20 protein-coding genes are annotated in these 22,206 nt (G+C 47.1%); 4 read left to right on the top strand and 16 right to left on the bottom strand.

Annotated elements, in window-relative coordinates:
- Positions 1-507: 507 nt before the first annotated feature.
- Both LAY41_RS26040 and LAY41_RS26035 read left to right on the top strand, forming a co-directional pair.
- The gene (locus tag LAY41_RS26040) at positions 508-2,832 is read left to right on the top strand and encodes a VIT domain-containing protein (protein ID WP_249104510.1); all 2,325 of its coding nucleotides are present in this window, start codon (positions 508-510) and stop codon (positions 2,830-2,832) included.
- 165 nt (positions 2,833-2,997) lie between these two features.
- Positions 2,998-3,618 carry a hypothetical protein gene (locus LAY41_RS26035; protein ID WP_249104505.1) on the top strand — a complete coding sequence of 207 codons (621 nt, stop codon included), beginning with the start codon at positions 2,998-3,000 and terminating at the stop codon, positions 3,616-3,618.
- A 597-nt stretch (positions 3,619-4,215) separates the two neighbouring features.
- Here LAY41_RS26035 and LAY41_RS26030 read toward each other — a convergent pair.
- The 8 genes from LAY41_RS26030 to LAY41_RS25995 form a co-directional block, all read right to left on the bottom strand.
- A complete protein-coding gene (locus LAY41_RS26030) occupies positions 4,216-5,163 on the bottom strand; it encodes a F0F1 ATP synthase subunit gamma (protein ID WP_249104503.1) in 948 nt (315 codons plus the stop codon).
- Positions 5,164-5,264: 101 nt separating this feature from the next.
- Positions 5,265-6,785 (bottom strand): F0F1 ATP synthase subunit alpha, encoded by a 1,521-nt coding sequence (gene atpA / locus LAY41_RS26025; protein WP_249104501.1) that lies wholly within the window; start codon positions 6,783-6,785, stop codon positions 5,265-5,267.
- A gap of 94 nt (positions 6,786-6,879) precedes the next feature.
- On the bottom strand, positions 6,880-7,434 hold the full coding sequence (atpH, locus tag LAY41_RS26020; protein ID WP_249104498.1) for an ATP synthase F1 subunit delta: 555 nt from the start codon (positions 7,432-7,434) through the stop codon (positions 6,880-6,882).
- Positions 7,431-7,973, bottom strand: coding sequence for a F0F1 ATP synthase subunit B (locus tag LAY41_RS26015; RefSeq protein ID WP_249104496.1), 543 nt, complete (start codon positions 7,971-7,973; stop codon positions 7,431-7,433). Before LAY41_RS26015 ends, atpH begins: the two co-directional genes overlap by 4 nt.
- 120 nt (positions 7,974-8,093) lie before the next feature.
- The gene (locus LAY41_RS26010; RefSeq protein ID WP_249104492.1) at positions 8,094-8,528 is read right to left on the bottom strand and encodes a F0F1 ATP synthase subunit B'; all 435 of its coding nucleotides are present in this window, start codon (positions 8,526-8,528) and stop codon (positions 8,094-8,096) included.
- A 150-nt stretch (positions 8,529-8,678) separates the two neighbouring features.
- Positions 8,679-8,924 carry an ATP synthase F0 subunit C gene (atpE, locus tag LAY41_RS26005; protein ID WP_249104490.1) on the bottom strand — a complete coding sequence of 82 codons (246 nt, stop codon included), beginning with the start codon at positions 8,922-8,924 and terminating at the stop codon, positions 8,679-8,681.
- Between the two features lie 144 nt (positions 8,925-9,068).
- Entirely contained in the window at positions 9,069-9,830 is a 762-nt protein-coding gene (gene atpB / locus LAY41_RS26000; RefSeq protein WP_249104488.1) for a F0F1 ATP synthase subunit A, read from the bottom strand.
- 61 nt (positions 9,831-9,891) lie between these two features.
- On the bottom strand, positions 9,892-10,329 hold the full coding sequence (locus LAY41_RS25995; RefSeq protein WP_275974409.1) for an ATP synthase subunit I: 438 nt from the start codon (positions 10,327-10,329) through the stop codon (positions 9,892-9,894).
- Positions 10,330-10,594: 265 nt separating this feature from the next.
- On the opposite strand from LAY41_RS25995, the gene LAY41_RS25990 reads away from it, so the two are divergent.
- Positions 10,595-10,996, top strand: coding sequence for a four helix bundle protein (locus LAY41_RS25990; RefSeq protein ID WP_249104487.1), 402 nt, complete (start codon positions 10,595-10,597; stop codon positions 10,994-10,996).
- Positions 10,997-11,053: 57 nt separating this feature from the next.
- Here LAY41_RS25990 and LAY41_RS25985 read toward each other — a convergent pair whose 3' ends face one another.
- The 7 genes from LAY41_RS25985 to LAY41_RS25955 all read right to left on the bottom strand — a co-directional run bounded on the left by LAY41_RS25985 (position 11,054) and on the right by LAY41_RS25955 (position 19,287).
- Entirely contained in the window at positions 11,054-13,402 is a 2,349-nt protein-coding gene (locus LAY41_RS25985) for a hybrid sensor histidine kinase/response regulator (RefSeq protein ID WP_249104485.1), read from the bottom strand.
- A gap of 212 nt (positions 13,403-13,614) precedes the next feature.
- Complete coding sequence (locus LAY41_RS25980) at positions 13,615-15,741, bottom strand: ATP-binding protein (protein WP_249104483.1); 2,127 nt, start codon at positions 15,739-15,741, stop codon at positions 13,615-13,617.
- 179 nt (positions 15,742-15,920) lie between these two features.
- The gene (locus tag LAY41_RS25975) at positions 15,921-16,928 is read right to left on the bottom strand and encodes an ATP-binding SpoIIE family protein phosphatase (RefSeq protein ID WP_249104481.1); all 1,008 of its coding nucleotides are present in this window, start codon (positions 16,926-16,928) and stop codon (positions 15,921-15,923) included.
- A gap of 4 nt (positions 16,929-16,932) precedes the next feature.
- Complete coding sequence (locus LAY41_RS25970) at positions 16,933-17,331, bottom strand: anti-sigma regulatory factor (RefSeq protein WP_249104479.1); 399 nt, start codon at positions 17,329-17,331, stop codon at positions 16,933-16,935.
- Positions 17,318-17,713, bottom strand: a complete 396-nt coding sequence (locus LAY41_RS25965; RefSeq protein WP_249104477.1) for an STAS domain-containing protein — start codon at positions 17,711-17,713, stop codon at positions 17,318-17,320. The genes LAY41_RS25970 and LAY41_RS25965 overlap by 14 nt, the downstream gene beginning before the upstream one ends.
- Positions 17,714-17,729: 16 nt before the next feature.
- Positions 17,730-18,596, bottom strand: a complete 867-nt coding sequence (locus LAY41_RS25960) for an STAS domain-containing protein (protein ID WP_249104475.1) — start codon at positions 18,594-18,596, stop codon at positions 17,730-17,732.
- A 241-nt stretch (positions 18,597-18,837) separates the two neighbouring features.
- Positions 18,838-19,287 (bottom strand): DUF29 domain-containing protein, encoded by a 450-nt coding sequence (locus tag LAY41_RS25955; protein WP_249104474.1) that lies wholly within the window; start codon positions 19,285-19,287, stop codon positions 18,838-18,840.
- 169 nt (positions 19,288-19,456) lie between these two features.
- Between LAY41_RS25955 and LAY41_RS25950 the strand changes: the two genes are divergently transcribed.
- Positions 19,457-20,209, top strand: coding sequence for a DUF4058 family protein (locus LAY41_RS25950; RefSeq protein WP_249104472.1), 753 nt, complete (start codon positions 19,457-19,459; stop codon positions 20,207-20,209).
- 392 nt (positions 20,210-20,601) lie between these two features.
- Here the strand turns inward: LAY41_RS25950 and LAY41_RS25945 are convergent, their stop codons facing one another.
- Positions 20,602-21,801 (bottom strand): class I SAM-dependent methyltransferase, encoded by a 1,200-nt coding sequence (locus LAY41_RS25945; protein ID WP_249104470.1) that lies wholly within the window; start codon positions 21,799-21,801, stop codon positions 20,602-20,604.
- Positions 21,802-22,206 lie beyond the last annotated feature (405 nt).

The raw sequence follows: 22,206 nt of genomic DNA, 5'->3' as shown, positions 1-22,206 counted from the left end.
TCCCCCTTTTTAAGGGGGATTTAGGGGGATCTCAATCGTCAGAAACGAAGCCGATCAAGTTTGAAAACACGCCCTAGTGGGGCTGTTCCCCCCAGATTTGGGGGGCTGGGGGGGCGATTGAGTAAGTCCTAAAGCCAAATATATTTTGTTACCGAAACTGCAACTAGGTCGCGATCGCATGACAAAAATGTCATCTTAGAAACCAAAGCCTGTGAATTCTTCTAATTTGGCAACGATATGAAGCTTGTTTATGTTTTACCCGCAACTTTGCTTCTCTCTGGCACAGTGGGGACAATTGCCCTATCCCCGCAATCTTCCCAGCCTATAACTCACCTAAAGCAGGGCAAACCTCACCCCCCTACCCCCCTCTCCGATCTCGGAGAAGGGGGAGAAATACTCCCTTTACAAGGAGATGGCAGCGTTTTACTCCCCTCCCCGTGGCGGGGAGGGGTTGGGGGTGGGGTTCTTCTGTCCCGACATAAACTGGTAGTCGCCCAAAGGACTAGAATGGAATCTCCCGCACTCCAAAACGAACGCGATCGATCGACTGGCGGCTTGTTCGTCCAATCCAAAGACGGACGCCAGCAAGTGTTTCCCCTCAAACATACGGAAGTTAAAGCCAAAGTCAGCGGTAATTTGTCGCGGGTGGAGGTGACGCAAACTTTTGAAAATCCGTATACTGAACCTTTGGAAGCGGTTTATGTATTTCCACTACCCGATGAAGCGGCGGTGGATGATATGGAGATTAAGATAGGCGATCGCATTATCAAAGGCAATATCAAAAAACGGGAAGAAGCGCAGGAAATATACTATCGCGCCAGACGGGAAGGACGCACCGCCGGACTCCTAGAACAAGAACGCGATAATATCTTTACCCAATCTCTCGCCAATATTAAACCGGGCGAACAAATTAATGTCACGATTCGCTATACAGATAGTCTCAAATTTGAAGGCGGTAACTACGAATTTGTCTTTCCAATGGTAGTAGGGCCAAGATATATTCCAGGTAATCCGATCCCCCCAACCCCCCTTGATAAGGGGGGCGAAGGGGGGATAGATACCGATCGCGTTCCCGACGCCTCTCGCATAACTCCACCCGTATTGCGCCCCGGAACTCGTTCGGGACACGATATTGGCGTCACAGTAGAAGTAGATGCAGGTGTGCCAATTGCTGATGTTCGTTCAACTTCTCATAAAATCACTACTTCTCGCCAAAGCAATATTGTCAAAGTCCAATTAGCTAGCGAAGATACCATTCCCAACAAAGATTTAATTCTGCGATATCGCGTTGCTGGAAATAACACCCAAGCCACAATTTTAACTCAATACGACGATAAAGGCGGTCACTTCGCCGCTTATTTAATCCCAGCTTTGGAATATCGCCGCAACGAAATTGTCCCCAAAGATGTTGTCTTTTTGATGGATACTTCTGGTTCCCAACAAGGCGACCCTTTGGCAAAATCAAAAGAGTTGATGCGCCGCTTCATCAATGGGTTAAATCCTAACGACACTTTTACTATTATTGACTTTGCCAATACCACTCAACAATTATCGCCAACGCCTTTAGCGAATACGCCGGAAAATCGCGCTAAAGCAATGGTGTATATCGATCGACTTGATGCAAGAGGCGGTACGGAATTACTCAACGGCATTCGCGCTGTTCTCAATTTTCCACCCTCACAAGAAGGACGCCTGCGGAGTATCGTACTTTTAACCGATGGCTATATAGGCAATGAAAATGAGGTGATTGCGGAAGTTCAGCGCAGTTTAAAACCGGGAAATCGTCTTTATGGTTTTGGTGTTGGCAGTTCTGTAAATCGGTTTTTGATTAATCGATTGGCAGAAGTAGGCAGAGGTAGTTCGCAAGTGATTCGTCAGGATGAACCTACCCAGGAAGTCGCGGAAAGATTCTTCCGTCAAATCAATAATCCAGTCCTGACAAATATTCAAGTTTCTTGGCAAGGTTCTGGGGAATCACCGACTATCTATCCACTTGCAGCGCCTGATTTATTTGCCAATCAACCGTTAGTTTTGTTTGGAAAAAACAAAGACCGCATTAGTGGAAATCTTCGCATTACTGGTATTGCTGCTGGTGGCAAGCGGTATGAGAAAACACTTCCGGTTGATTTTAATAGTAGGGGAAATTCTGCGATCGCACAACTTTGGGGACGCGCCAGAATTAAGGATTTGATGAATCAAATGTTTGGAGTTGAAACCAAATCTGGCGTCGATGCGGTAACGGAAACTGCTTTAACTTATCGCTTGTTGTCTCAATACACGGCATTTGTCGCCGTCAGCGAAGAGGTGCGGGTGAATCCCGATGGTACTCGTCAGCGCGTACAAGTGCCTGTAGAATTGCCCCAAGGCGTCAGCTATCAGGGAATTTTTGGAGAAGAACGTGCTGTTGATGCTGCTGCTAACGTGCCATTTGGCGCACCCACGGGTAGAGTTGGCGGAGGTGTTCGTAGTCCTAGACCGCAAAGAGTTGCACCTTTATCAGAAGCACCTCCGGCACCAATTCAGCAGTCTAACGAGGTAGCACAAAGCACTTCGCGCATTGAGGTAATTAGCGCTGATGGATTGGATGGAAGTGCGATCGCATCCATTACACAAAGACTGCAAAATGTCAATATTACCAACAACATCAGCGGCGAACTTGTCTTAGAATTATCCATCAAAAATGGTCGCATCCAGCGGATTGTGTTGGATGACAAAGCTTCTACAGTGAAGGATCGAGATGTAATTGATGAGATTAAGCGATCGATCGTTTCTTGGCAAGCTCCCTCATCTATTAATAGCACCATTCGCCTGCGTTTGCGAATTCTCAATTGAGCAATTTCAACAATTGAAAGGTGGGCAATGTCCACCTACTTGCTACAAATAATATCATGTCCGGTAGCATCGGTTACCTAAAAAATTCGCGCTATTATAGCGACAGTCAGATCGGTTAGGACATGATATAACTTTACCAAACCAAAATATAAAAGGTAAAATAATATGGCATACAGTGACTTTAGTTTACCAAAAATAGTAAAAACATTTTGCTTAACTATTTCTGAAAAAGTTGATATCTTTGCCGATGCTCCCGAATTCGATAGCGGTGACTTTTTGAAAGAGACACTTCGGTACAATCTCCCGTTAGCCCTTGCGATTAATACAGAAAAATCTCGTTCAGAAATGATTATCGCCCCTATTTTGATTGAGCTAAAAAAGCGCTTACCGCAACCCATTGGTTTATTCTCAGGCGTAGATTTTACCGTTGATGCTACCCAAGGATTGAATGGAACTTGTGACTTTCTTATTACTCGTTCTCCAGAACAGCTATTCATCAAGGCACCAGTTATCACGATTGTAGAAGCAAAAAAAGAAGATATTAATTCTGGATTAGGTCAATGCGTAGCAGAAATGTTAGCCGCTAGATTATTCAACGAACGCGAAGAAAACCCGATTAACAAAATATATGGGGCTGTCACAACTGGGGATAGATGGAAATTCCTCAAGTTAGAAGGGCAAATTATTGAAATAGATTTAGGAGAACATTTTCTCAACAATATCAATAAAATTATGGGAATTTTAGCGAATGGCATTACCGAGTCTATGATATCAAATCCGGGTTAACTACCCCCTTTTTAACTAACCGCCAAGACGCCAAGGACGCCAAGAAGAAGAAACCTAACAAATGCGTTGGGTTTCGCTCGCGCACGGGCACAACCTACAGGAAAATGGCTCAAACCCTTGATTCTAGGGTTGTAGGTTGGGTTGAGGCACGAAACTAGGGCAAATGCGTTGGGTTTCGCTCGCGCACGGGCACAACCTACAGGAAAATGGCTTTAGTTGTAGTTGTAGGTTGGGTTGAGGCACGAAACCCAACTACAGGAAAATGGCTCAAACCCTTGATTCTAGGGTTGTAGGTTGGCTTGAGGCACGAAACTAGGGCAAATGCGTTGGGTTTCGCGAAGCTCAACCCAACCTACAGGAAAATGGCTTTAGCGCTCTTATAGCGCTAAAGCGCAACAACGTGCCCATTATCCATTCGCGCTCTTATCTGCGTTAATCTGCGTTAATCTGTCTTCATCTGCGGTAAAAATTTAACCCCCGATGACAACAGACAATTTCCCGTATCACTCTTACACTACCGATGCAATATCGCCAAAATAAAAAAAAGCGCCTGGAATTCCAGACGCTATAAAGCAGGGGGTGGAAAACTAAAAAATCCTAACCCTGAGCTTCGGAACCAGCCACAACTTCTAACAGTTCTTGGGTGATTGATGCCTGACGTGCTTTATTGTAGGAAAGAGAGAGCTTGTCAATCAATTCGCTAGCGTTGTCGCTGGCATTGTTCATCGCCGTCATCCGCGCCGCCAATTCGCTAGCAGCAGACTCTTGCAGCGCCCGCAGCAATTGGTTATTCAGGTACAATGGCAACAGAGCATCCAGAATTTGCACTGGATCTTGCTCAAAAATCATATCTTGAGGGAAGTTCTGAACTTCTGAAGTGACTTTGCTCCGTTCTACTTGGAATTGACCGCTTTTAGTGGTGAGGCGGAAGATTTCATCATCTGGGGTTTCCAAACCTTGCGTATCGAGGGGAAGCAATGTTTGAATCACTGGTCGAGAGCTGATTAACGAGACAAACTTAGTGTAAATCAACTCAACCCGGTCTACTCCCTCTGACAGGAACAAAGACAGTATTTCGTCAGCTATCGATGAAGCTTCCGCCGCTGTGGGAATTTGTTCCAATCCGGTGTATGTCGCATTAATTGGTTGGTTGCGACGTTGGAAATACTGGATCGCTTTGCGTCCTACGAGGACAAACTTGTAGTCGCGACCTTCTGCTTTCAGTTCTTTGGAGCGGATTTCAGCGCGACGGATGACGTTAGTATTATAAGCGCCGCACAAACCGCGATCGCCTGTAATTACCAATAACCCTACCGATTTAACTTCCCGTTGCTTGAGCAAAGGCAGGTTTGCCTCTTCAAATTTTAAGCGGGACTGCAAACCGTAGAGAACCTGAGCCAGAGCGTCAGCAAAGGGGCGCGTGGCAGTTACCTGTTCTTGGGCGCGGCGCACCTTAGCAGCTGCCACCAAGCGCATCGCCTCTGTGATTTTTTTGGTGTTTTTGACCGACTTAATGCGATCGCGAATTACTTTTAGATTTGCCATAGTTGTGTCATTAGTCAGTAGTCATTAGTCATTAGTCATTAGTCATTAGTCATTAGTCATTAGTTTTCGCTAATGACTAATGACCGAATACTAAGAACAAATTACTTGGCTGTTGCTAGGAAAGTTTTCTTGGATTCAACAATTCCTTCCTTGAGCAAAGCTTCAGCTTCATCACCCAATTTCTTCTCATTGCGGATCAATTCCACGTACTTGGGTTTGCTGGTTTTCAAATAATCCCGCAGCGCCCTGGCAAAAGGAGCGACCTTATCAACAGGCAGGTCATCCAAATAGCCATTCAGCCCAGCGTACACAACTGCCACTTGCTCAGCAACTGAGAGAGGAGAATTTTGCGGCTGTTTCAAGAGTTCCCGCAAGCGCTGGCCCCGCGCCAACTGGTCTTGGGTTGCCTTATCCAAATCCGAGGCAAACTGTGCAAAAGCAGCCAAGTCGTCAAACTGTGCTAGCTCCAGCTTCAGCTTACCAGCCACTTGTTTCATGGCCTTGGTTTGAGCGGCAGAACCTACCCGCGACACGGAGATACCGGGGTTGACTGCTGGACGCAAACCTGAGTTGAATAAATCTGAAGTCAAGAAGATCTGACCGTCGGTAATCGAAATCACGTTTGTGGGGATGTAAGCAGAAACGTCACCCGCTTGCGTTTCGATAATTGGCAGGGCAGTCATACTGCCTTCGCCCAGTTCGTTACTCAACTTAGCGGCGCGTTCCAACAAGCGGGAGTGTAAGTAGAACACATCTCCGGGATAAGCTTCCCGTCCGGGAGGACGACGCAGCAGCAGGGACATTTGGCGATAAGCTTGCGCTTGCTTGGACAAGTCATCGTAGATGATCAGGGTGTGCTTGCCTTTGTACATGAAGTACTCAGCAATACTGGCACCGCTGTAGGGAGCCAAGAATTGGAGGGTGGCCGGGTCATTGGCATTAGCTGCGACTACGATCGAATATTCCATTGCCCCCTTTTCTTGGAGGACGTTCACCACGTTGGCGACTGTGGAAGCTTTTTGACCGATCGCAACGTAAACGCAGATGACGTTCTCGCCTTTCTGGTTGATGATCGTGTCAACTGCGATCGAAGTTTTCCCAGTTTGACGATCGCCGATAATCAGTTCCCGCTGACCCCGACCGATCGGAATCATCGCGTCAATAGCCGTAATTCCAGTTTGCAGAGGTTCGTAAACCGATCGGCGTTGAATAATTCCAGGTGCTACTGATTCAATCAGGCGGGTTTCCGTTGTATGAATATCTCCCTTACCATCAAGCGGACGACCGAGGGCATCCACCACCCGACCGATCATCGCGTCTCCCACTGGCACCTGAGCGATTTTGCCGGTAGCTTTCACCGAACTGCCTTCTTGAAGGCTGCGTCCTTCGCCCATCAGCACTGCGCCGACGTTATCTTCTTCCAAGTTCAGCGCGATGCCAATCGTGCCGTCTTCAAATTCCAGCAGTTCGCCCGCCATCACTTTGTCGAGGCCATAAATCCGGGCAATGCCGTCGCCCACTTGCAATACGGTGCCAACGTTAGAAACAGTAACTTCTGTACCGTATTCTTCAATTTGTTGGCGAATAATGCTGCTAATTTCGTCTGGTCTGATGCTAATCATAATTAGTGGTTAGTGGTTAATTGTTAGTGGTCAGTTGTCAGTTGTCAGCGGTCAGTTGTCTTTTACTAATGACTAATGACTAATGACTAATGACTTATCCCGCACTCAAGCGCATTCCGATGCGGCGAAGCTGTCCTCGCAAACTGGCATCAAGCACCTGAGAACCTACTTTGATGATGACACCACCGATTAAATCCGGGTCAATTTTCGTCTTGAGTTCAACTTGGTGGGCACCGGAGATGCCTTTTACCTTTTCAGTAATAGCTTGCTGCTGAGCTTCTGTGAGTTCTACCGCTGAAATTACTTCAGCTAAAGCTGTTTGCTTTATCTGCCGCAGAAGAGTTTGGAAGTGTTCGCAAATTCCTTCTAAAAACAGGATGCGTCGCCGGTCTACCAGCAGCTTCAAAATATTCATTGTGTAGGGGTGGAGTTGTTCGCCTGCCAATTGCTGCAACACAGCTTTTTTAGCTTGCGATTCCACTATTGGATTACTCAGAAACAGCCGCAGTTCTTCTGAGCTTTTGAGCAGATCGAACAAATAATTTACATCTTCGCCAATCCTGTCTGTCAGGTTTTGGGATTGAGCGATAGACATCAATGCCTCAGCATAAGGCTCTAGTACTTCAGCGCTTACTAAACTACCTCTCACGACCCACCTCCTACACTGGCGATGCTGCGATCGATTAATTGTTGTTGAGCGGATTCATCTAAGACGGATTTCAGCTGGGATTCGACTCGCTGCATAGCCAATGCCGCGACACGCTGGCGCAGTTCGGCATTCGCTCGCTCTATTGCTGTATTCAAATCTGTAACTGCTGTTTTCTTCAAATTTTCCACATCTTGCGCTGCCTGAGCCAAGATATTTTCTTTGGCTTTTTGAGCGTTTACTTCTGCTGATGACCTAATTCGTTCTGCTTCCGCTTGCGCCTGAGCCAACTTGCGCTGTTGATCTGCCAGCGCTTCGGCAGCCTGACGTTGGCGTTGTTCTGCCTCTTTAATTGCCTCTGCTATCCTGGCGCGTCTATCTCCCAATGTTTTGGTCAAGACTTTACGCCCAAAGTAAACTAACACGCCAATCAGAATGGCCAGGTTGATCAGGTTTGCTTCAAAAATGTCGAAGTTTATGCCGAAACCACCTTCTCCAGCTGCCTCGTGAGCCTCTGCGGCCAGTAATAAGAAAGTCCCCATGATACAGTTCCTAAAAATCCCGACAGATCTTGACTAAGCCATGTCGATCGGACTGGCTCTTTGAGCAGTGCTGATTCATCCGTAGGGTCATACTCAGCACTCAGTACTCAGCACTCATCTCTATCTATTGACAAGCTCTGGCCCCAAGAGTTTTTCTAAAATCTGGCGACTCAAAGAATCTACTTGTTCTTCAAGGCTTTGCATCGCTTCTTGCTTTTGCCGATCTATTTCTCGCTGAGCTTGTTCCGTTTGAGCCTGAGCCTCTTGTTGAGCTTCAGCAATTTTCGTAGCGCCGATTTTCTTGGCATCATCCTGAGCTATTGCGATCAAATTTTGAGATTGCCTGCGGGCATTAGCCAGCTGTTCCTCATATTGTTTCGCCAACATCTCAGCTTTAGACAAGCGTTCGAGGGCTTGGGCTTCATTGGTGCGGATGTAATTATCGCGATCGTCTAGCACCTTGGTCATCGGCTTGTAGAAAATCGCGTTCAACAGCACTGCCAACAGTAGAAACTGCACTGCCATCAAAGGCATCGTGGCATCGAAGTCAAACATTTTTTACTGATTTAACAACTACTGAACTGGAGTTGGTAATTGGGTAATTGGGTAATTTCAAATTTTAGATTGTAGATTGCAGATTTAAATAAAATCTAAAATCTACAATCTAAAATCTAAAATTCCCTATTACCTAATTCAAAACTTTATTTAAACGAATGGGTTAGCAAACAGCAGCACCAGGGCAATTACCAAACCGTAGATGGTCAGGGATTCCATGAATGCCAAAGTTAACAGGAGAGTACCGCGAATTTTGCCTTCAGCTTCGGGCTGACGGGCAATACCTTCTACAGCTTGACCTGCGGCGTTACCTTGACCAATACCAGGGCCAATTGCAGCCAAACCAATTGCCAGAGCAGCAGCTATAACTGAAGCAGCAGAAACCAATGGATCCATGATGTTTTACTTAGCTTAACGACTGAACAACCGATTTTCGATTTGGAATTTGGAATTTTCGGTTAAAAACCTAATCCAAACCTCAATTTACATCAAATGAGGACTTTCAGAAGACGTAAGACAGAATGATTTTATTCATCCATCCTAATGAGAATGATCCTCATGCTCTTCACCACCATGCCCTTCCATCGCCTCGTGAATGTAGGCGGCTGCTAAGGTGGCAAATACTAGAGCTTGAATTGCGCTAGTAAATAGACCCAAGGCCATTACTGGCAGGGGCACGAACAGAGGAACTAGCAGTACCAGTACCGCTACCACCAGCTCATCCGCCAGAATGTTTCCAAACAAACGGAAGCTCAGGGAAAGGGGCTTGGTGAAATCTTCTAGAATCGCGATCGGCAATAGAATCGGCGTCGGCTCGATATACTTCTTAAAGTATCCCAAACCGCGCTTACTAAAACCAGCGTAAAAGTACGCTAAGGAAGTCAGTAATGCCAGGGCTACTGTCGTATTGATGTCATTAGTGGGAGCTGCTAGCTCTCCTTCTGGTAGCCGGAGAAGCTTCCAGGGAATCAAAGCGCCCGACCAATTTGACACGAAGATAAACAAAAACAACGTGCCAATAAACGGCACCCAGGGACGGTACTCTTTCTCACCCAACTGGTTTTTTGCCAGGTCTCGAATAAATTCCAGGGCGTATTCCATAAAATTTTGTATGCCGCTGGGAATTCTCTGGATGTTGCGAGTAGCCAAGAGTGAAGCTACTACTAAAAGACCAATCACAAACCAGGAGGTGAGAAAAACTTGCCCATGCACTTTCAGATTGCCTAATTGCCAGTAGAAATGATGTCCTACTTCCAATGAGGCGAGAGTAACAGAATTTAAGCCATTTAAGACACTGAGCATTTTTCCATTCAGGAAGTTTTCCCACAAATCGATCTAGGGGAGGATTCCAAGCGTATCAGACCTATTTGCGGTCAGAAAGCATGGCCGTTTGGACTGTATAGATGATGAGCGCGGCTTTGTAAGTCAGAAATCCCAAAAATATTGGGACTATCTGTAGCTGACGCCATTGAGTTGCTACTATAATCAACCCAATGAACAGGGCGAACCGAGTCTTGCTCAGACTCTGTTTTTCGCGGCCCAGTTGCTCAACATTTTTAGCCAACATTCTCAAGTAAACCACACCTGTGCACGCCCCAATCAAATAATTTAGGGCAATGTTAAGGTTGTAAAAAATCCAGACAGAGATAAAAATAATCCCTGTACAGGCTAGGGTGGCGATCAGCAACTCTTTTTGCAGGTTGTGGTATTCCTGCATCGATTTGCTGGGTTTTGGTTCCAGCGGATCGGGTTGCGAAACCTCCCCAGTTACGCTGGTGGGTTGATGAGATGAGTCTGACAAGGTTATGAGACTTGCAAATCAGTCCGGCGAATTGACTTGGCTCTCTTGTGCCAAAAGCAATCATACCATGTTGAAGTCATAGGTCATTGGGAATATTCGGCTCTTCCGTATTTACTATGCTATTTGAGCAGAGGGGCAGGGGGGCAGAGGAGCAGGGGGGCAGAGGAGCAGGGGGGCAGAGGGGCAGGGGGGCAGAGGGGCAGGGGGGCAGAGGGGCAGAGGAGCAGACAAGAAAAAAGAACACAACTATAGAGGTACAGCACAGATGAACCAGAAGAAACCTATTCAGAGTCATCGAGATTTGGAAGCGTACCAGCTAGCGTTTGATGCGGCGATGCAAATTTTTGAGTTGAGCAAAAAGTTTACTGTAGAGGAGCGATTTTCATTAACAGACCAAATTCGTCGCTCATCGCGATCGGTCTGTGCTAATTTAGCTGAAGCTTGGCGCAAACGCCGTTATGAAGGCGCTTTTGTTGCCAAATTAAGCGATTCTGAAGCAGAAGCAGCTGAAACTCAAACCTGGATTGAGTTTGCCGTTAAATGTAACTATATAGACATTGAGCCTGGTAGAGAACTTTATCGAACTTACAATCGGATTTTGGGCAAATTAGTAAATATGATTGCCAATCCTTCCCCGTGGCTAATGCCAATAGCTAGAAGGCAATAAGCTCATTCCCCTCTGCCCCCCTGCCCCTCTGCCCCTCTTCCCCTCTGCCCCTAGCCCCTAGCCCCTAGCTCCTAGCCCTGCGAGGTTGGCGACGGCGGCGGCTAACTCAGCTGGCTCGACTGGCTTGGGTATGTGGATTTGAAAACCTTCCAAGAGCGATCGCATTCGATCCTCCGTTCTAGCATATGCCGTCAGGGCAATTGCTGGAATCAGTCCCCCTTCCTCTGCTGAGAGCGATCGTACTTTGCGGATCAAACTGTAGCCGTCTTCTTGCGGCATCCCGATATCGCTAACCAGGATATCTGGTTTCAAATTCTGAATTACCTCGAATGCCTCGAAAGCCGATGAAGCTAGTGTTACATTAGCGCCGCACTGTTCCAGTACCATACAGAGAAACAACCGCGTATCGGCATCGTCGTCCACCACGAGTACCTCTAAGCAGTTGAGAGCTGGAGGGTTGTCAAACGGGGTTCCAGCTTCAACCGTGGATATGCGAACGCTCTCGCTTGCCTCGAATAGCGCGGACATAATGGGTAACCTCACAATAAATGTTGCTCCCAAATCCTCGCCTTCGCTGTGGGCATGAACTGTGCCGCCGTGCAGCTCCACTAAATGGCGTACAATAGCCAAACCGATGCCGAGTCCGTTGTACCGCCGGGTCATAGAGCTATCGGCTTGACGAAAGCGATCGAAAACATAAGGCACAAAATCCGGGCTGATGCCTTTTCCCGTATCGGTTACTTTAATTTCAACATCAGAATTAACCCGTTCTAGTCGAACCTCTACTCTCCCTCTGTTAGGTGTAAACTTAATCGCATTTGACAGCAGGTTCCAGATTACCTGCTGCAAGCGGTCTGAGTCTCCGCCGACCAACCCGGCTTTAGGATCGCAGACGCTTTCGAGTTGAATCCCCTTAGCTTCAGCAGCTGGGCGTACCGTATCCAGAACCGCTCCAATAATTGTACTAAGTTCAACCGGACGAACCTTAAGACGCAACTTGCCCTGAATAATTCGCGAGACATCAAGTAAATCGTCAACCAATTGAGCTTGTGTCCTGGCAGTCCGCTCGATAATATCCATAGCCTTAGCCGTAGTAGCCTCGTCAAACTTGCGGCTGTTGAGCAGCTGAGCCCATCCCAGCATCGCATTCAGAGGCGATCGCAATTCGTGGGAAAGTGTCGCCAAAAACTCGTCTTTCATGCGGTTCGCCGTTTCAGCTTCGGCGCGTGCTTGCTGTTCGCGGGCTAGTAGCTGGGCGCGTTCGTCTTCAGCTTGCTTACGTTCCGTGAAATCGCGCATGATTTTGGCAAAGCCACGTAGCTGTCCCGTCGCATCTCGTAACGGCGTTACTATGCCACTCGCCCAGAAACGGCTGCCCCCCTTACGCAGGTGCCAGCGTTCATCCTCACCGCGACCTTCCTCAACTGCCTTGGACAATTCCTGCTTGTCCGCACCGCACTCAAGGTCTTCAGGTGTAAAGATAATTGAGATAGGTTGTCCCAGTATCTCTGCTTCCCGATAACCTAATATGCGTTCTGCCCCAATACTCCATCTGGTAATGCGCCCGTCGGTATCGAGGAAGAAAATTGCATAATCTTTCACATTTTCCAACAACATCCGAAACCGTTCTTCGCTTGATTTGAGTGCTTCTTCAGATCCGACTCGGTTGGTGATGTCAGCCACAATGTAAACGGCACCCGTAAAAACTTGACCCTCGTCGAAGATGGGATCTGCGGTTACCGAAAACCATCGGTCTACTGAGTGTATCTCTATAGTTTCCCGACACAGAGTTTCTTGGACGCGATCGAAAGGAGTTACCTCAATGCTTCCTAAAATAGGTTGCATGAGTTCCTGATGAAAGCGATCGCTAATTTTGCCCTCTGATTTTAAGAGAAGCTGGGTCATCGCTTTGTTACATCGCATAACTTTTCCTTGACTATCCAGCAGACAAACACTATCGCTCATCGCATCGAATGTCGTTTGCCATTCCTTCGCCAAAGTTAGCGCCGACTCCTCAGCTTCTCGGATGCGGAGCAAAGCTTTAACAGTAGCTAGTAATTCGATCGGCTCTACCGGCTGCGCTAGATAGCCATCTGCACCGCCATCTAACCCCTGTGCCTTGTCCTCGCTTTTGACAAAACTAGCAGATAAATGCAGCACCGGAATAAAAGATGTGGCAGGATTAGTCTTGATCCTGTGGCAGACTTCAAACCCGTCGATATCTGGAAGCCTGACATCAAGAATAACTAAGTCTGGTGGTTGCTGTGCTATCATTTGCAGGGCAGTTTCGCCAGTAGCCGCCTCCTCAACATCAAACCCGGCTTTCTGAAGTGTCCGAGAAACCACATAGCGGTTGGTCTCGTTGTCGTCTACGTGCAATATTGTGATTTGATGCTGATCCGACATAATTGGGTAATTTTAGATTTTAGATTTTAGATTTCATATTTGCAATTCTTTACTCCCTTTTTGCCACAAAATTACGGCTTTTTCGGAGTTGTTATGCCTTTGTTCAAAAAAATAACATTTTTATTCCTCTGCTCCCCTGCTCCTCTGCTCCTCTGCTCCCCTGCTCCTCTGCTCCTCTGCTCCTCTGCTCCTCTGCTCCCCTGCTCCTCTTGCTATAGAACTAGCCCAGCTTTCATAAGAACTTCACTTAGGATAGCGGATGCCTCTTGACTAGATAAACTTTCTTTAGATAGAATTACCACCGCACGATTGCCAATATTGCGTATTTCCTCTTCTGACAGCAGGTTGGAAGTATTAATTATTACAGGAATATGGCGAGTAGCGGTATTGCTTTTTAGATGTTCTAAAACCTCCAACCCGTTCATTTCTGGCATTACCAAATCGAGAAAAATGCAAGCCGGATTTTCGCTGTGCGCTAGCTGAATGCCAGAATGCCCATCTGTTGCCTCAATAATGGTAAACCGAGAATCGGCTAAAAGTTGCTTGAGTAAATAACGGGACACCACCTGATCGTCAACAATCAATAACTTTTGCGGAATATCTCCCCTGACTAGAGTATTAATTTTTTTCAAAAGCAACAATCGATCCACTGGCTTGATCAAGAACGCATCAGCCCCCAAAGCCAGAGATTTCTTTTCATTATCAATAACTGTTGCCACCAAAATGGGGATATCTTGCGTCGCTGGGTTTTGTTTCATTTTCGAGAGGAAAGACCACGTACTCTCTTCCTCTAGCAAGACGTCTAACAGTACGGCTTTTGGTTTAAACTTCTCAAGTGCGTACTTTGCCTCTTTGAGCGATCGGGCCGAGACGATCTGATAAATAGATTTTTCCAAATACTTCTCGTAAGTGAAGATAGTTTCCGCATTATCTTCTATCACCAGGATCGGCGACCGCAGCGGATCTAACTCCCAACTAATCTCCGGCACAGATACCCTTGCCGTCTCGTCCCCATACACGATCGGTATTGTAGCAAAAAATGTGGAGCCCACCCCCATTTCGCTAAAAAGTGAAACGCCACCTCCCAGCAATTCGGCTAACTTGCGCGACAGCGGTAGTCCGAGACCCGTTCCTTTAAAGCGCTTTTGAATGAGAGAATCCACTTGGGTAAATTCCTCAAAAATGCGCTCTCGATCTTTAGGTGCAATACCGATACCCGTATCTGCGACCGAAAATACAACGTTGTTGCCGATCTTATCTGCTTTGATGCGAATCTCACCCTGTTCGGTGTATTTAAGTGCGTTAGAAATAAAATTTCTGAGAATTTGGGCAACTTTTCCCTCATCGGTGTTGAGAATTGGGATATCGACAGGTTCTTCAAAGATGAGCGAAGTCGAAGAGTTATGGCTAAGCAACGGGCGCAGCATCCCACGCAAAGTAGCAAATAAATCGCTCAGTTCAAATTCTTTTGGATAAACAACAATTTTTCCTGCCTCGACCTTCGCCAAATCTAACAAGTCGTTAACTAATTCCAAAAGACCTTCTGCGGATTTACGGATAAACATCACCTGCTTTTCTTGTTCTGTAGTCAATTCGCCGTCCATGCGATCGGTCAGCATTGCAGACAGAGACATAATAGAATTGAGCGGCGTGCGAAACTCATGGCTCATATTTGAGAGAAAGTGGGTTTTTAATTCGTTGGCGCGCTCTAAAAACTCCGCTTTTTCATCTAATTCTGCATAAAGCGCCACAACGCCGCGATTGGTAGCTTCCAGTTCCCGGTTTAGGTCAGTTAGTTCCTCTTGGTGCTTTCTTAGTTCGTCTAAAGTACGAATAAGTTCTTGATTCTGTTGCTGAATTTCTGCAAACGGATTATCAGGAGGTTGGATTGCCAACTTATCGGCAATCTGCATCGAGAGGTTGGTTGTTAACTTAGCAGCGCGTTTCGGCAATGTCTTTCCCATCACCACTTTAGTTCCGCTGGGCGAAGATTCGATATCAAACCGATCCATTAAACGTTTGCTGCCAATGATACCTAACCCCATTCCGGTTGGAGACTTGTAATTGCCCTCCTGAATAATGTTCAGATTGGCAATACCCTCTCCTTTGTCGCTAATGGAAATTAGAAGTATTTGAGGCGATTCGCCTTCCACTCGAAATTCAATTTTTCCCAGCTTGGCGTACTGAAAAGCGTTGCGGGCGATTTCGGATACAGCGGTGGCAATGCGCGTCTGGTCTTGGGGGTCAAATCCCAAACCTTGTGCAATTTGTCGCGCCCGCTGACGCGACATTACTACATCTTGTTCAAATCGTATTTCTATATTTAGTAAAGTAGTCATCGGTAAATTAATTTGAGATTTGAGATTTGAGATTGAAAAATTAAATTGGCAATTCTTAAATCTAAAATTTGCAATTAATTCAATTTTCTTTATAGCCACAGTCAGATATGTTAGGACAGTATTGAACGCTCAAAACAAGGCCAAGACTGTGTTTGTACTCAGCACTTAGCACTCAGCACTCAGCACTTTTCTTTAGCAACTAGCACCGTTACGTCGTCGCGTCCTCGGTTGAAGTCGCGGTATAAAACTCCCGCGATTGTACTGGGATGTTTTGCGGCTAAACCAGGATAGCGATCCAAGCGCCACTGAGTACCTAACCCATCGGAGTGCATCACCAAAAGCCCTCCTTTTGGCCACTGATAGACAAACTCCTGAATTTTGCGAACCTCGTGTCCGACGGTGCCGTTGTGGGAAACCATGCTGTAGCTTCCCGACTCAGACATAACGCTGGCAGAGATATTTCCCACTCCTACAAAACGAATGATTTGTTGTTCAAACTTTAGTTGAGCGATCGCCACAGCAGCGCCCCGCGTACTTCGTAAACCCCCATGCACAGCTTCCATAATTTCAGCGGGACTTTTGCGGACATTCTCTCGAAATATTTTGATAGCTTCTAGAGAAGCTTGGGCGGCCATCGGCCCGTGACCCAAACCATCTGATACTAGCAGCAGAGTGCGATCGGCATAGCGATCGATTGCCCAACGATCGCCCGAAACCTCCTCACCTGTTTTAGGCAGACATACCGCACCTATTTCTATATTGCTGTATGGTGTGCTAGACGGTGTTTGGCTAGCCCAGATCTGACTTAATAAAGCTGTCCCCACATTGGGAACAGAATGAATATCGAAAAAAGCACTTAGGCGACTAATTGCCCCCAAACCCTTGCCAGCAGTACCTGCCGTAGAATAGCCATCCCGCAGGCACTCCCCGATATCAACCATTCCCGGCCCTTTATCCAGAGCTAATATTTCGATCCCCGCGATGTCGTCTTTTGCCAGAGACCCTAGTAGCAGCTGGCCTTCCCTAGCGTGGCGAACCAAGTTATTTGCGATCTCGGTAACTACGATGCCTACCTTTCCTCGCTGTGTGTCGTTGAAGCCAAGACGGCTCGCGAGGGCCATAGCTAGCCGTCGCGCTTCACCAGCTTGACTGGACTCCGAAATAGGCAAGACGACGGTTTCTCTCATCTTCTTACTTCCATTTTGTAATTGTGATGCGGGTGCCTTCTCCGACACGGGAAACGATATCGAATTCGTTGACCAACCGCTTTGTCCCGCTCAATCCCATACCGAGTCCGCCTCCTGTAGTGAAGCCATCTTTAAGCGCCAGTTCAAGATCTGGAATACCCGGCCCGGAGTCTTCAAAAATCAGTCGCAGACCGCGACGGGTTCCTTCATCCAGCGCTTCTATATTTACAGTCCCGCCACCCCCGTGTTCCAGGGTGTTGCGTGCCAGTTCGCTGGCTCCCGTGACGATCTTTGTCTGGTTTATCAGGCTGAAACCTAACTCTACGGCCAACTGACGCACTGCCTGCCTTACTAGCACAACATCTGAGGAGGAATTGATGCTGATAATTTCATTTTTCTGCATCACCGTCCATGCTCCCCCCTTCAGAATCTCCTAACGATGACCGCAGGAGAGCCATTCCCTTCTCAACATTTAAGGATGTGCGAATGCCTTTTAGAGAGAGTCCCAACTCTACTAGAGTGATGGCTACAGCGGGCTGCATTCCTACAACCACCGTTTCTGCATCCAGTATGCGCGACATTTTGGCAATGTTTCCCAGTATCCGCCCGATGAAGGAATCAACTATCTCCAACGCTGATATATCTATTAGTACACCGCGAGCGCTTGTCTGGCTAATGCGGTTTGTCAGGTCGTCCTGCAAAGTCATCGCTAGGCGATCGTGCATATCGACTTGAATGGTGACGAGGAGGAATTGGCCCATCTGGAGTATGGCGATGCGTTCCATAATATTTCCTCCCTCCTTAAATAGCGGACTTGGAGCGTGCGATCGCAAATCCCGATCGCTTCAAAGCCAGAACAAAGGCATCCGCGAGGGAAGCCTTTGTGGTTATATCGGCCAAATCTACACCCAAGTAGACGATCGTTTGAGCGATTTGGGGACGAATACCGCTGATGATGCAATCAGCGCCCATCAAACGAGCCGCAGTTACCGTCTTCAGTAAGTGCTGCGCCGTCAGAGTATCCACAGTTGGCACTCCAGTAATGTCGATGATCGCAACTTGGGAACCTGTCTGTACAATCATCTGCAAGAGAGATTCCATCATAATTTGGGTGCGGGCGCTGTCGAGGGTGCCAATGATGGGCAGGGCTAAAATGCCTTCCCACAGCTTCACCACTGGCGTTGAGAGTTCCATTAGCTCTTCTTGCTGGCGGAGGATTACCTCCTCGCGGGTTTTCTGATAGATTTCAGTTGTCCACAGACCGAGTTTGTCTATCAGGTTAGTCGCAGACAAAATTTCTTCCAGTAGGGTTTCGCCATTCTCTCCCAGTTCCTGGCGCAACCGCTTGAATAAGGGCTGCTTAAACGAGAATACAAAGTTTGCTGTTTCTGTTGGCGTGAAGCCTTTCTGAGTGCGCGATCGGGAAACGCTAGCCAACATATCCTTCACGCCACGCCACTCCGGGGATTGGATGTTGGTGAAGTTACCCTGTTGGATAGCATCTGTAAATAACTCAAGGAATTCTCTGCACTCCTCGCGCAACTCCATTTCCTTGAGCAAGTCTTTGCGGATACCCGCTGCCATTTGCTCGCCCAGCCAGTCGGCCAAGACTTCCGCTTCACGATCTTTAAGGATCTGTGGAATTTTGCTCTGTCCGTTTAAGCTCATTTCAATTCAAAACTCAGTACAGGCGGGTTTTGTGGTTAACTCTTCCGTTTCCATTACAGTTTATCTGCTAAACTCACCCCTACTTAGCTTTTCTCCCTTCTCTTCTCCTCTCCCCTCTTCCCTAGCGCAGCGCGGCAGAAATAACCCACCAGTTCAGAAGTACTTAAATGCCTGACACTCAAACGATTTTTGACTTTTGACTTTTGACTTTTGACTTCCGCGTAGCGGCACTAGCCCCTCATTATGGTAAAAACCCATCATCCGTCACTTCTGTCAGCTCGTAGAGACACTCTGTAGGGAAAGTCTCTAGTGCTAAGCCAGTTTCAGCTTTTGCTTGTTTGACTGCTTCTGCGTAACATTCAGCGAAAATGCTGTCTAGATAGGGTCTTAAGCTGGGAGACTCTTTTAGAGCTTTTTTAACACGCCTGCGATGCTCGATAATGCTACCTTCCCAACTGCCGCTTCTTTCTTCAGGTTGGTATTGCCATTTAAGCAAGTGGAGCAGAACTACAATCAGGTTACTTTCTAGACTTCTCCTCTCGCTCCTCCCCATGTCTTCTATTTCCTCCATCAGGTGAGTCCAATCCACATTTGCATAGTCCTGATTCCGCAATTTTTCTACATTTGTTTCTATCCATTGCAGGTAATCTGTCTCGTACAATGTTTGGCGATCGGCCTTTATATGCGGCATAGCAGTTTCCATAGAGAAATTCTTGGTATAGCAAAGTGCTGAGTGCAAACACAGTCGCTTCCTTGCGGGGAATAGCTCTATACTGTCCTAACTTATGTGACTCTGGCTATAGTATGGATGGAACGCACTTCTTTCCATCGTCCCTTCTCTCATTCCTTCTGTTGCGATTATGACACCGAGTTTCCCAGGGATGAACCCTTATCTTGAAAATCCTTCCTTGTGGTCAGAGGTTCACTCCTGGCTGATTGTCGAGCTGGCGCGATCGCTAAATCCCTCACTCATACCCAATTATCGAGCTGCTGTAGAGAAACGGGTTTACGATGATACTCTACTGGTCGGTATTCCCGATGCTTCTATTTTCCAACAAAACCCTGAAGCCGATCGACCTTCTGTGGTAACAACTGGGGTTTTAAGTAAGCCAATTCGGGTGACATTGCCTTTGACTGAAGAAATCACCGAACGCTATCTGGAGATTCGGGAGGTCAAGACTGGGAGGGTGGTAACGGTCGTAGAAGTCCTCTCCCCCAAAAATAAACGAGTCGGTGAAGGTCGAGATAAGTATCTGACTAAGCGACAAAAGGTTTTGAACAGTGCTACTCACTTGGTTGAAATCGATCTGCTGAGAACGGGAAACTTTATGCCAATGGCGGAAGCAATTCGATCGCACTATCGCATTTTGGTCAGTAGGGCTAATCTCCGTCCCGAAGCTGAACTCTACCCGTTTAATGTGCGTGAATCGATTCCCCAATTCTTGCTTCCTTTGCAGCCAGGAGATCGAGAACCTGTTGTGAATTTATCTGAGGTCTTGGGACAAGTTTATCAGGAAGCGGCTCTAGATTTTGCGATCGATTATTCACAGCAGCCTGTCCCACCGCTAAGCGAGAGTGATTTTCAGTGGGTGCGATCGTTGATGGAATCGTAGGATGGTGATAAGACCTGCACTCCGAAGTAATCGATCGTTCGCGCCTAGTCTAAACATCCACCGTAAATGGTACGCTTTACTAAAGACGAATTGCTAGTTTCTCAGGCAATAAACAGGGAGCCAAGCAGTACGACTTGAGATTGTTAGATTGTGCGATCGCCCGTCTGTCCGACGCAGCGCTCGATCGGGTTAGGATTTGTTAGGCAAGACTACGACTCTTCTGATTCACCCTCAACAGGTGTCATTTTTAGAATTCGATCGGTTATATTTTCTTCCCAATGAACGTCATCCAAGTCTATGACGATCATGCGCCCCGCCGCTTTTGAGCGATCGATATATTTGTGAAACGCATTGAATGGCCTCCAAAGTTTTTGATAAGCTTTTCTCTTACTTCATTTTATGTTCGGAGTTAACAAAATTAATTGTTGTTCCAAGAGCGATCGCACTCCTTCCTCTTCCAATTTCACACTAGCCAAAATATCTCCTATCGTTCTACGTTTATCTGAATTACCATCACAAGCTTGCAAAAAGTCAAACTCAGATTCCGACAAATTCACAATTTGATAATCGTAATTAAACAAACACCGACTCGGCCATCCATCCATGCAAGGATTGCGTTCTGGAATTGCTGCTAAAAGCGCTTCTTTCGATGACCAATCAGATGACGGTAAAGGAGGACGCGCTAGGAAAAATTCGTAGTGGGTGATGTTTTCTGGATCTAATAGTTCGATTAATTGATAACGTTCGCGATCGCTCAATCCTTCTGTCCGTTTCATCAAATCTGGATTATTCCCCAAAAGCCGATCTAACTGCCAGGTTTTGGGATTAGAAAAACCGACAAAATCTAACCCGGAAGCATCAATTAATTCAAACAAAGTATCGATGTTGTAGTCAATTTCTTGCGGATGAACATACATATCGGCAAAGCATTCATCCCGATGATTTTCCATCGACCATCTTTCTTTTTCTCTCTTGACAAGACGATTATTTTCTGGTAGTGAAGCAAATATCTGACGCCCGACACTGACGCCATCGCGGTAGTCGCCGCGCTGGGAACCTTGAAGGAGTGCGATCGCTTTCTGCATCAGCTGGATTTCCCAGCGCCCCAGTTCCGCATAGACAAAAATGTGCATCAATCCCCCAGGCGCTAACTTCGCAGCTAGGGACTCAATTCCGCGTTTCGGATCGGGTAAGTGGTGCAGCACCCCCACGCAGTTGATCGAGTCGAACTCACCGGGGAGTTGTCCTGCCTCATACAAGCTGAGATGATGGAATTCCACCTTAGATGCACCCGATCGCTGACAGCGCTCTTTAGCCACGGCCAAAGCCCCCGCACTCAGATCGATGCCAACAACTTGAGCCTGGGGATTGAGGTGAACCAGGTACTCAGTCCCTACCCCAGTACCGCACCCAGCATCTAGAATGCGGATATCCTGTTTCTGCGGTTTTTGCCCGGTGCAAAAATTATAAGCTGCCAGCCAATTCCAGCGCCAGTTGTACCCAGGTGGCGGACTATCCAGCAAAGGTTCTGGCGGAAACGGGTAAGTATCGTAAAGACGCTCAACAGCGGAAGTAATGTCTTGATTAGTCATTAGGGAAGAAGGGGCTAGGGGCTAGGGGCGAGTGTTGAGGGAAGAGGGAAGAAGGGGCGAGTGTTGAGGGAAGAATTCTTCTGTTGACTTTTGACTTTTGACTTTTGACTTTTCTAGCCCCTAGTCTTTTGTTACAAAACTTATCAGATTTCTCAGTTACTCCGCCGCTATCCAGTATGATTACGTAGGTAATCAAGCGAATTTGGTTCAACACATTTTTTAATAAATGAGTGTGAGGAGCCCGAAACATTCTAATCTAAAGACTGGGGTTAACCACCTGCGGGCAATTATTAAGGCACCCTTACCCAATGCCTTCGCTCTTGGGCAAAAAGTGTGGCTTTGCGGTGTATGTGCCGTTGGGCTATAACCGCTCATAGCTAAGGGACAAGGGAATTGCGGGTGGGA

The organism is Argonema galeatum A003/A1 (assembly GCF_023333595.1).
Classification (GTDB): domain Bacteria; phylum Cyanobacteriota; class Cyanobacteriia; order Cyanobacteriales; family Aerosakkonemataceae; genus Argonema; species Argonema galeatum.
The sequence above is the reverse complement of the archived record's forward strand: the minus strand, read 5'-3'. Positions and strand labels throughout refer to the sequence as shown.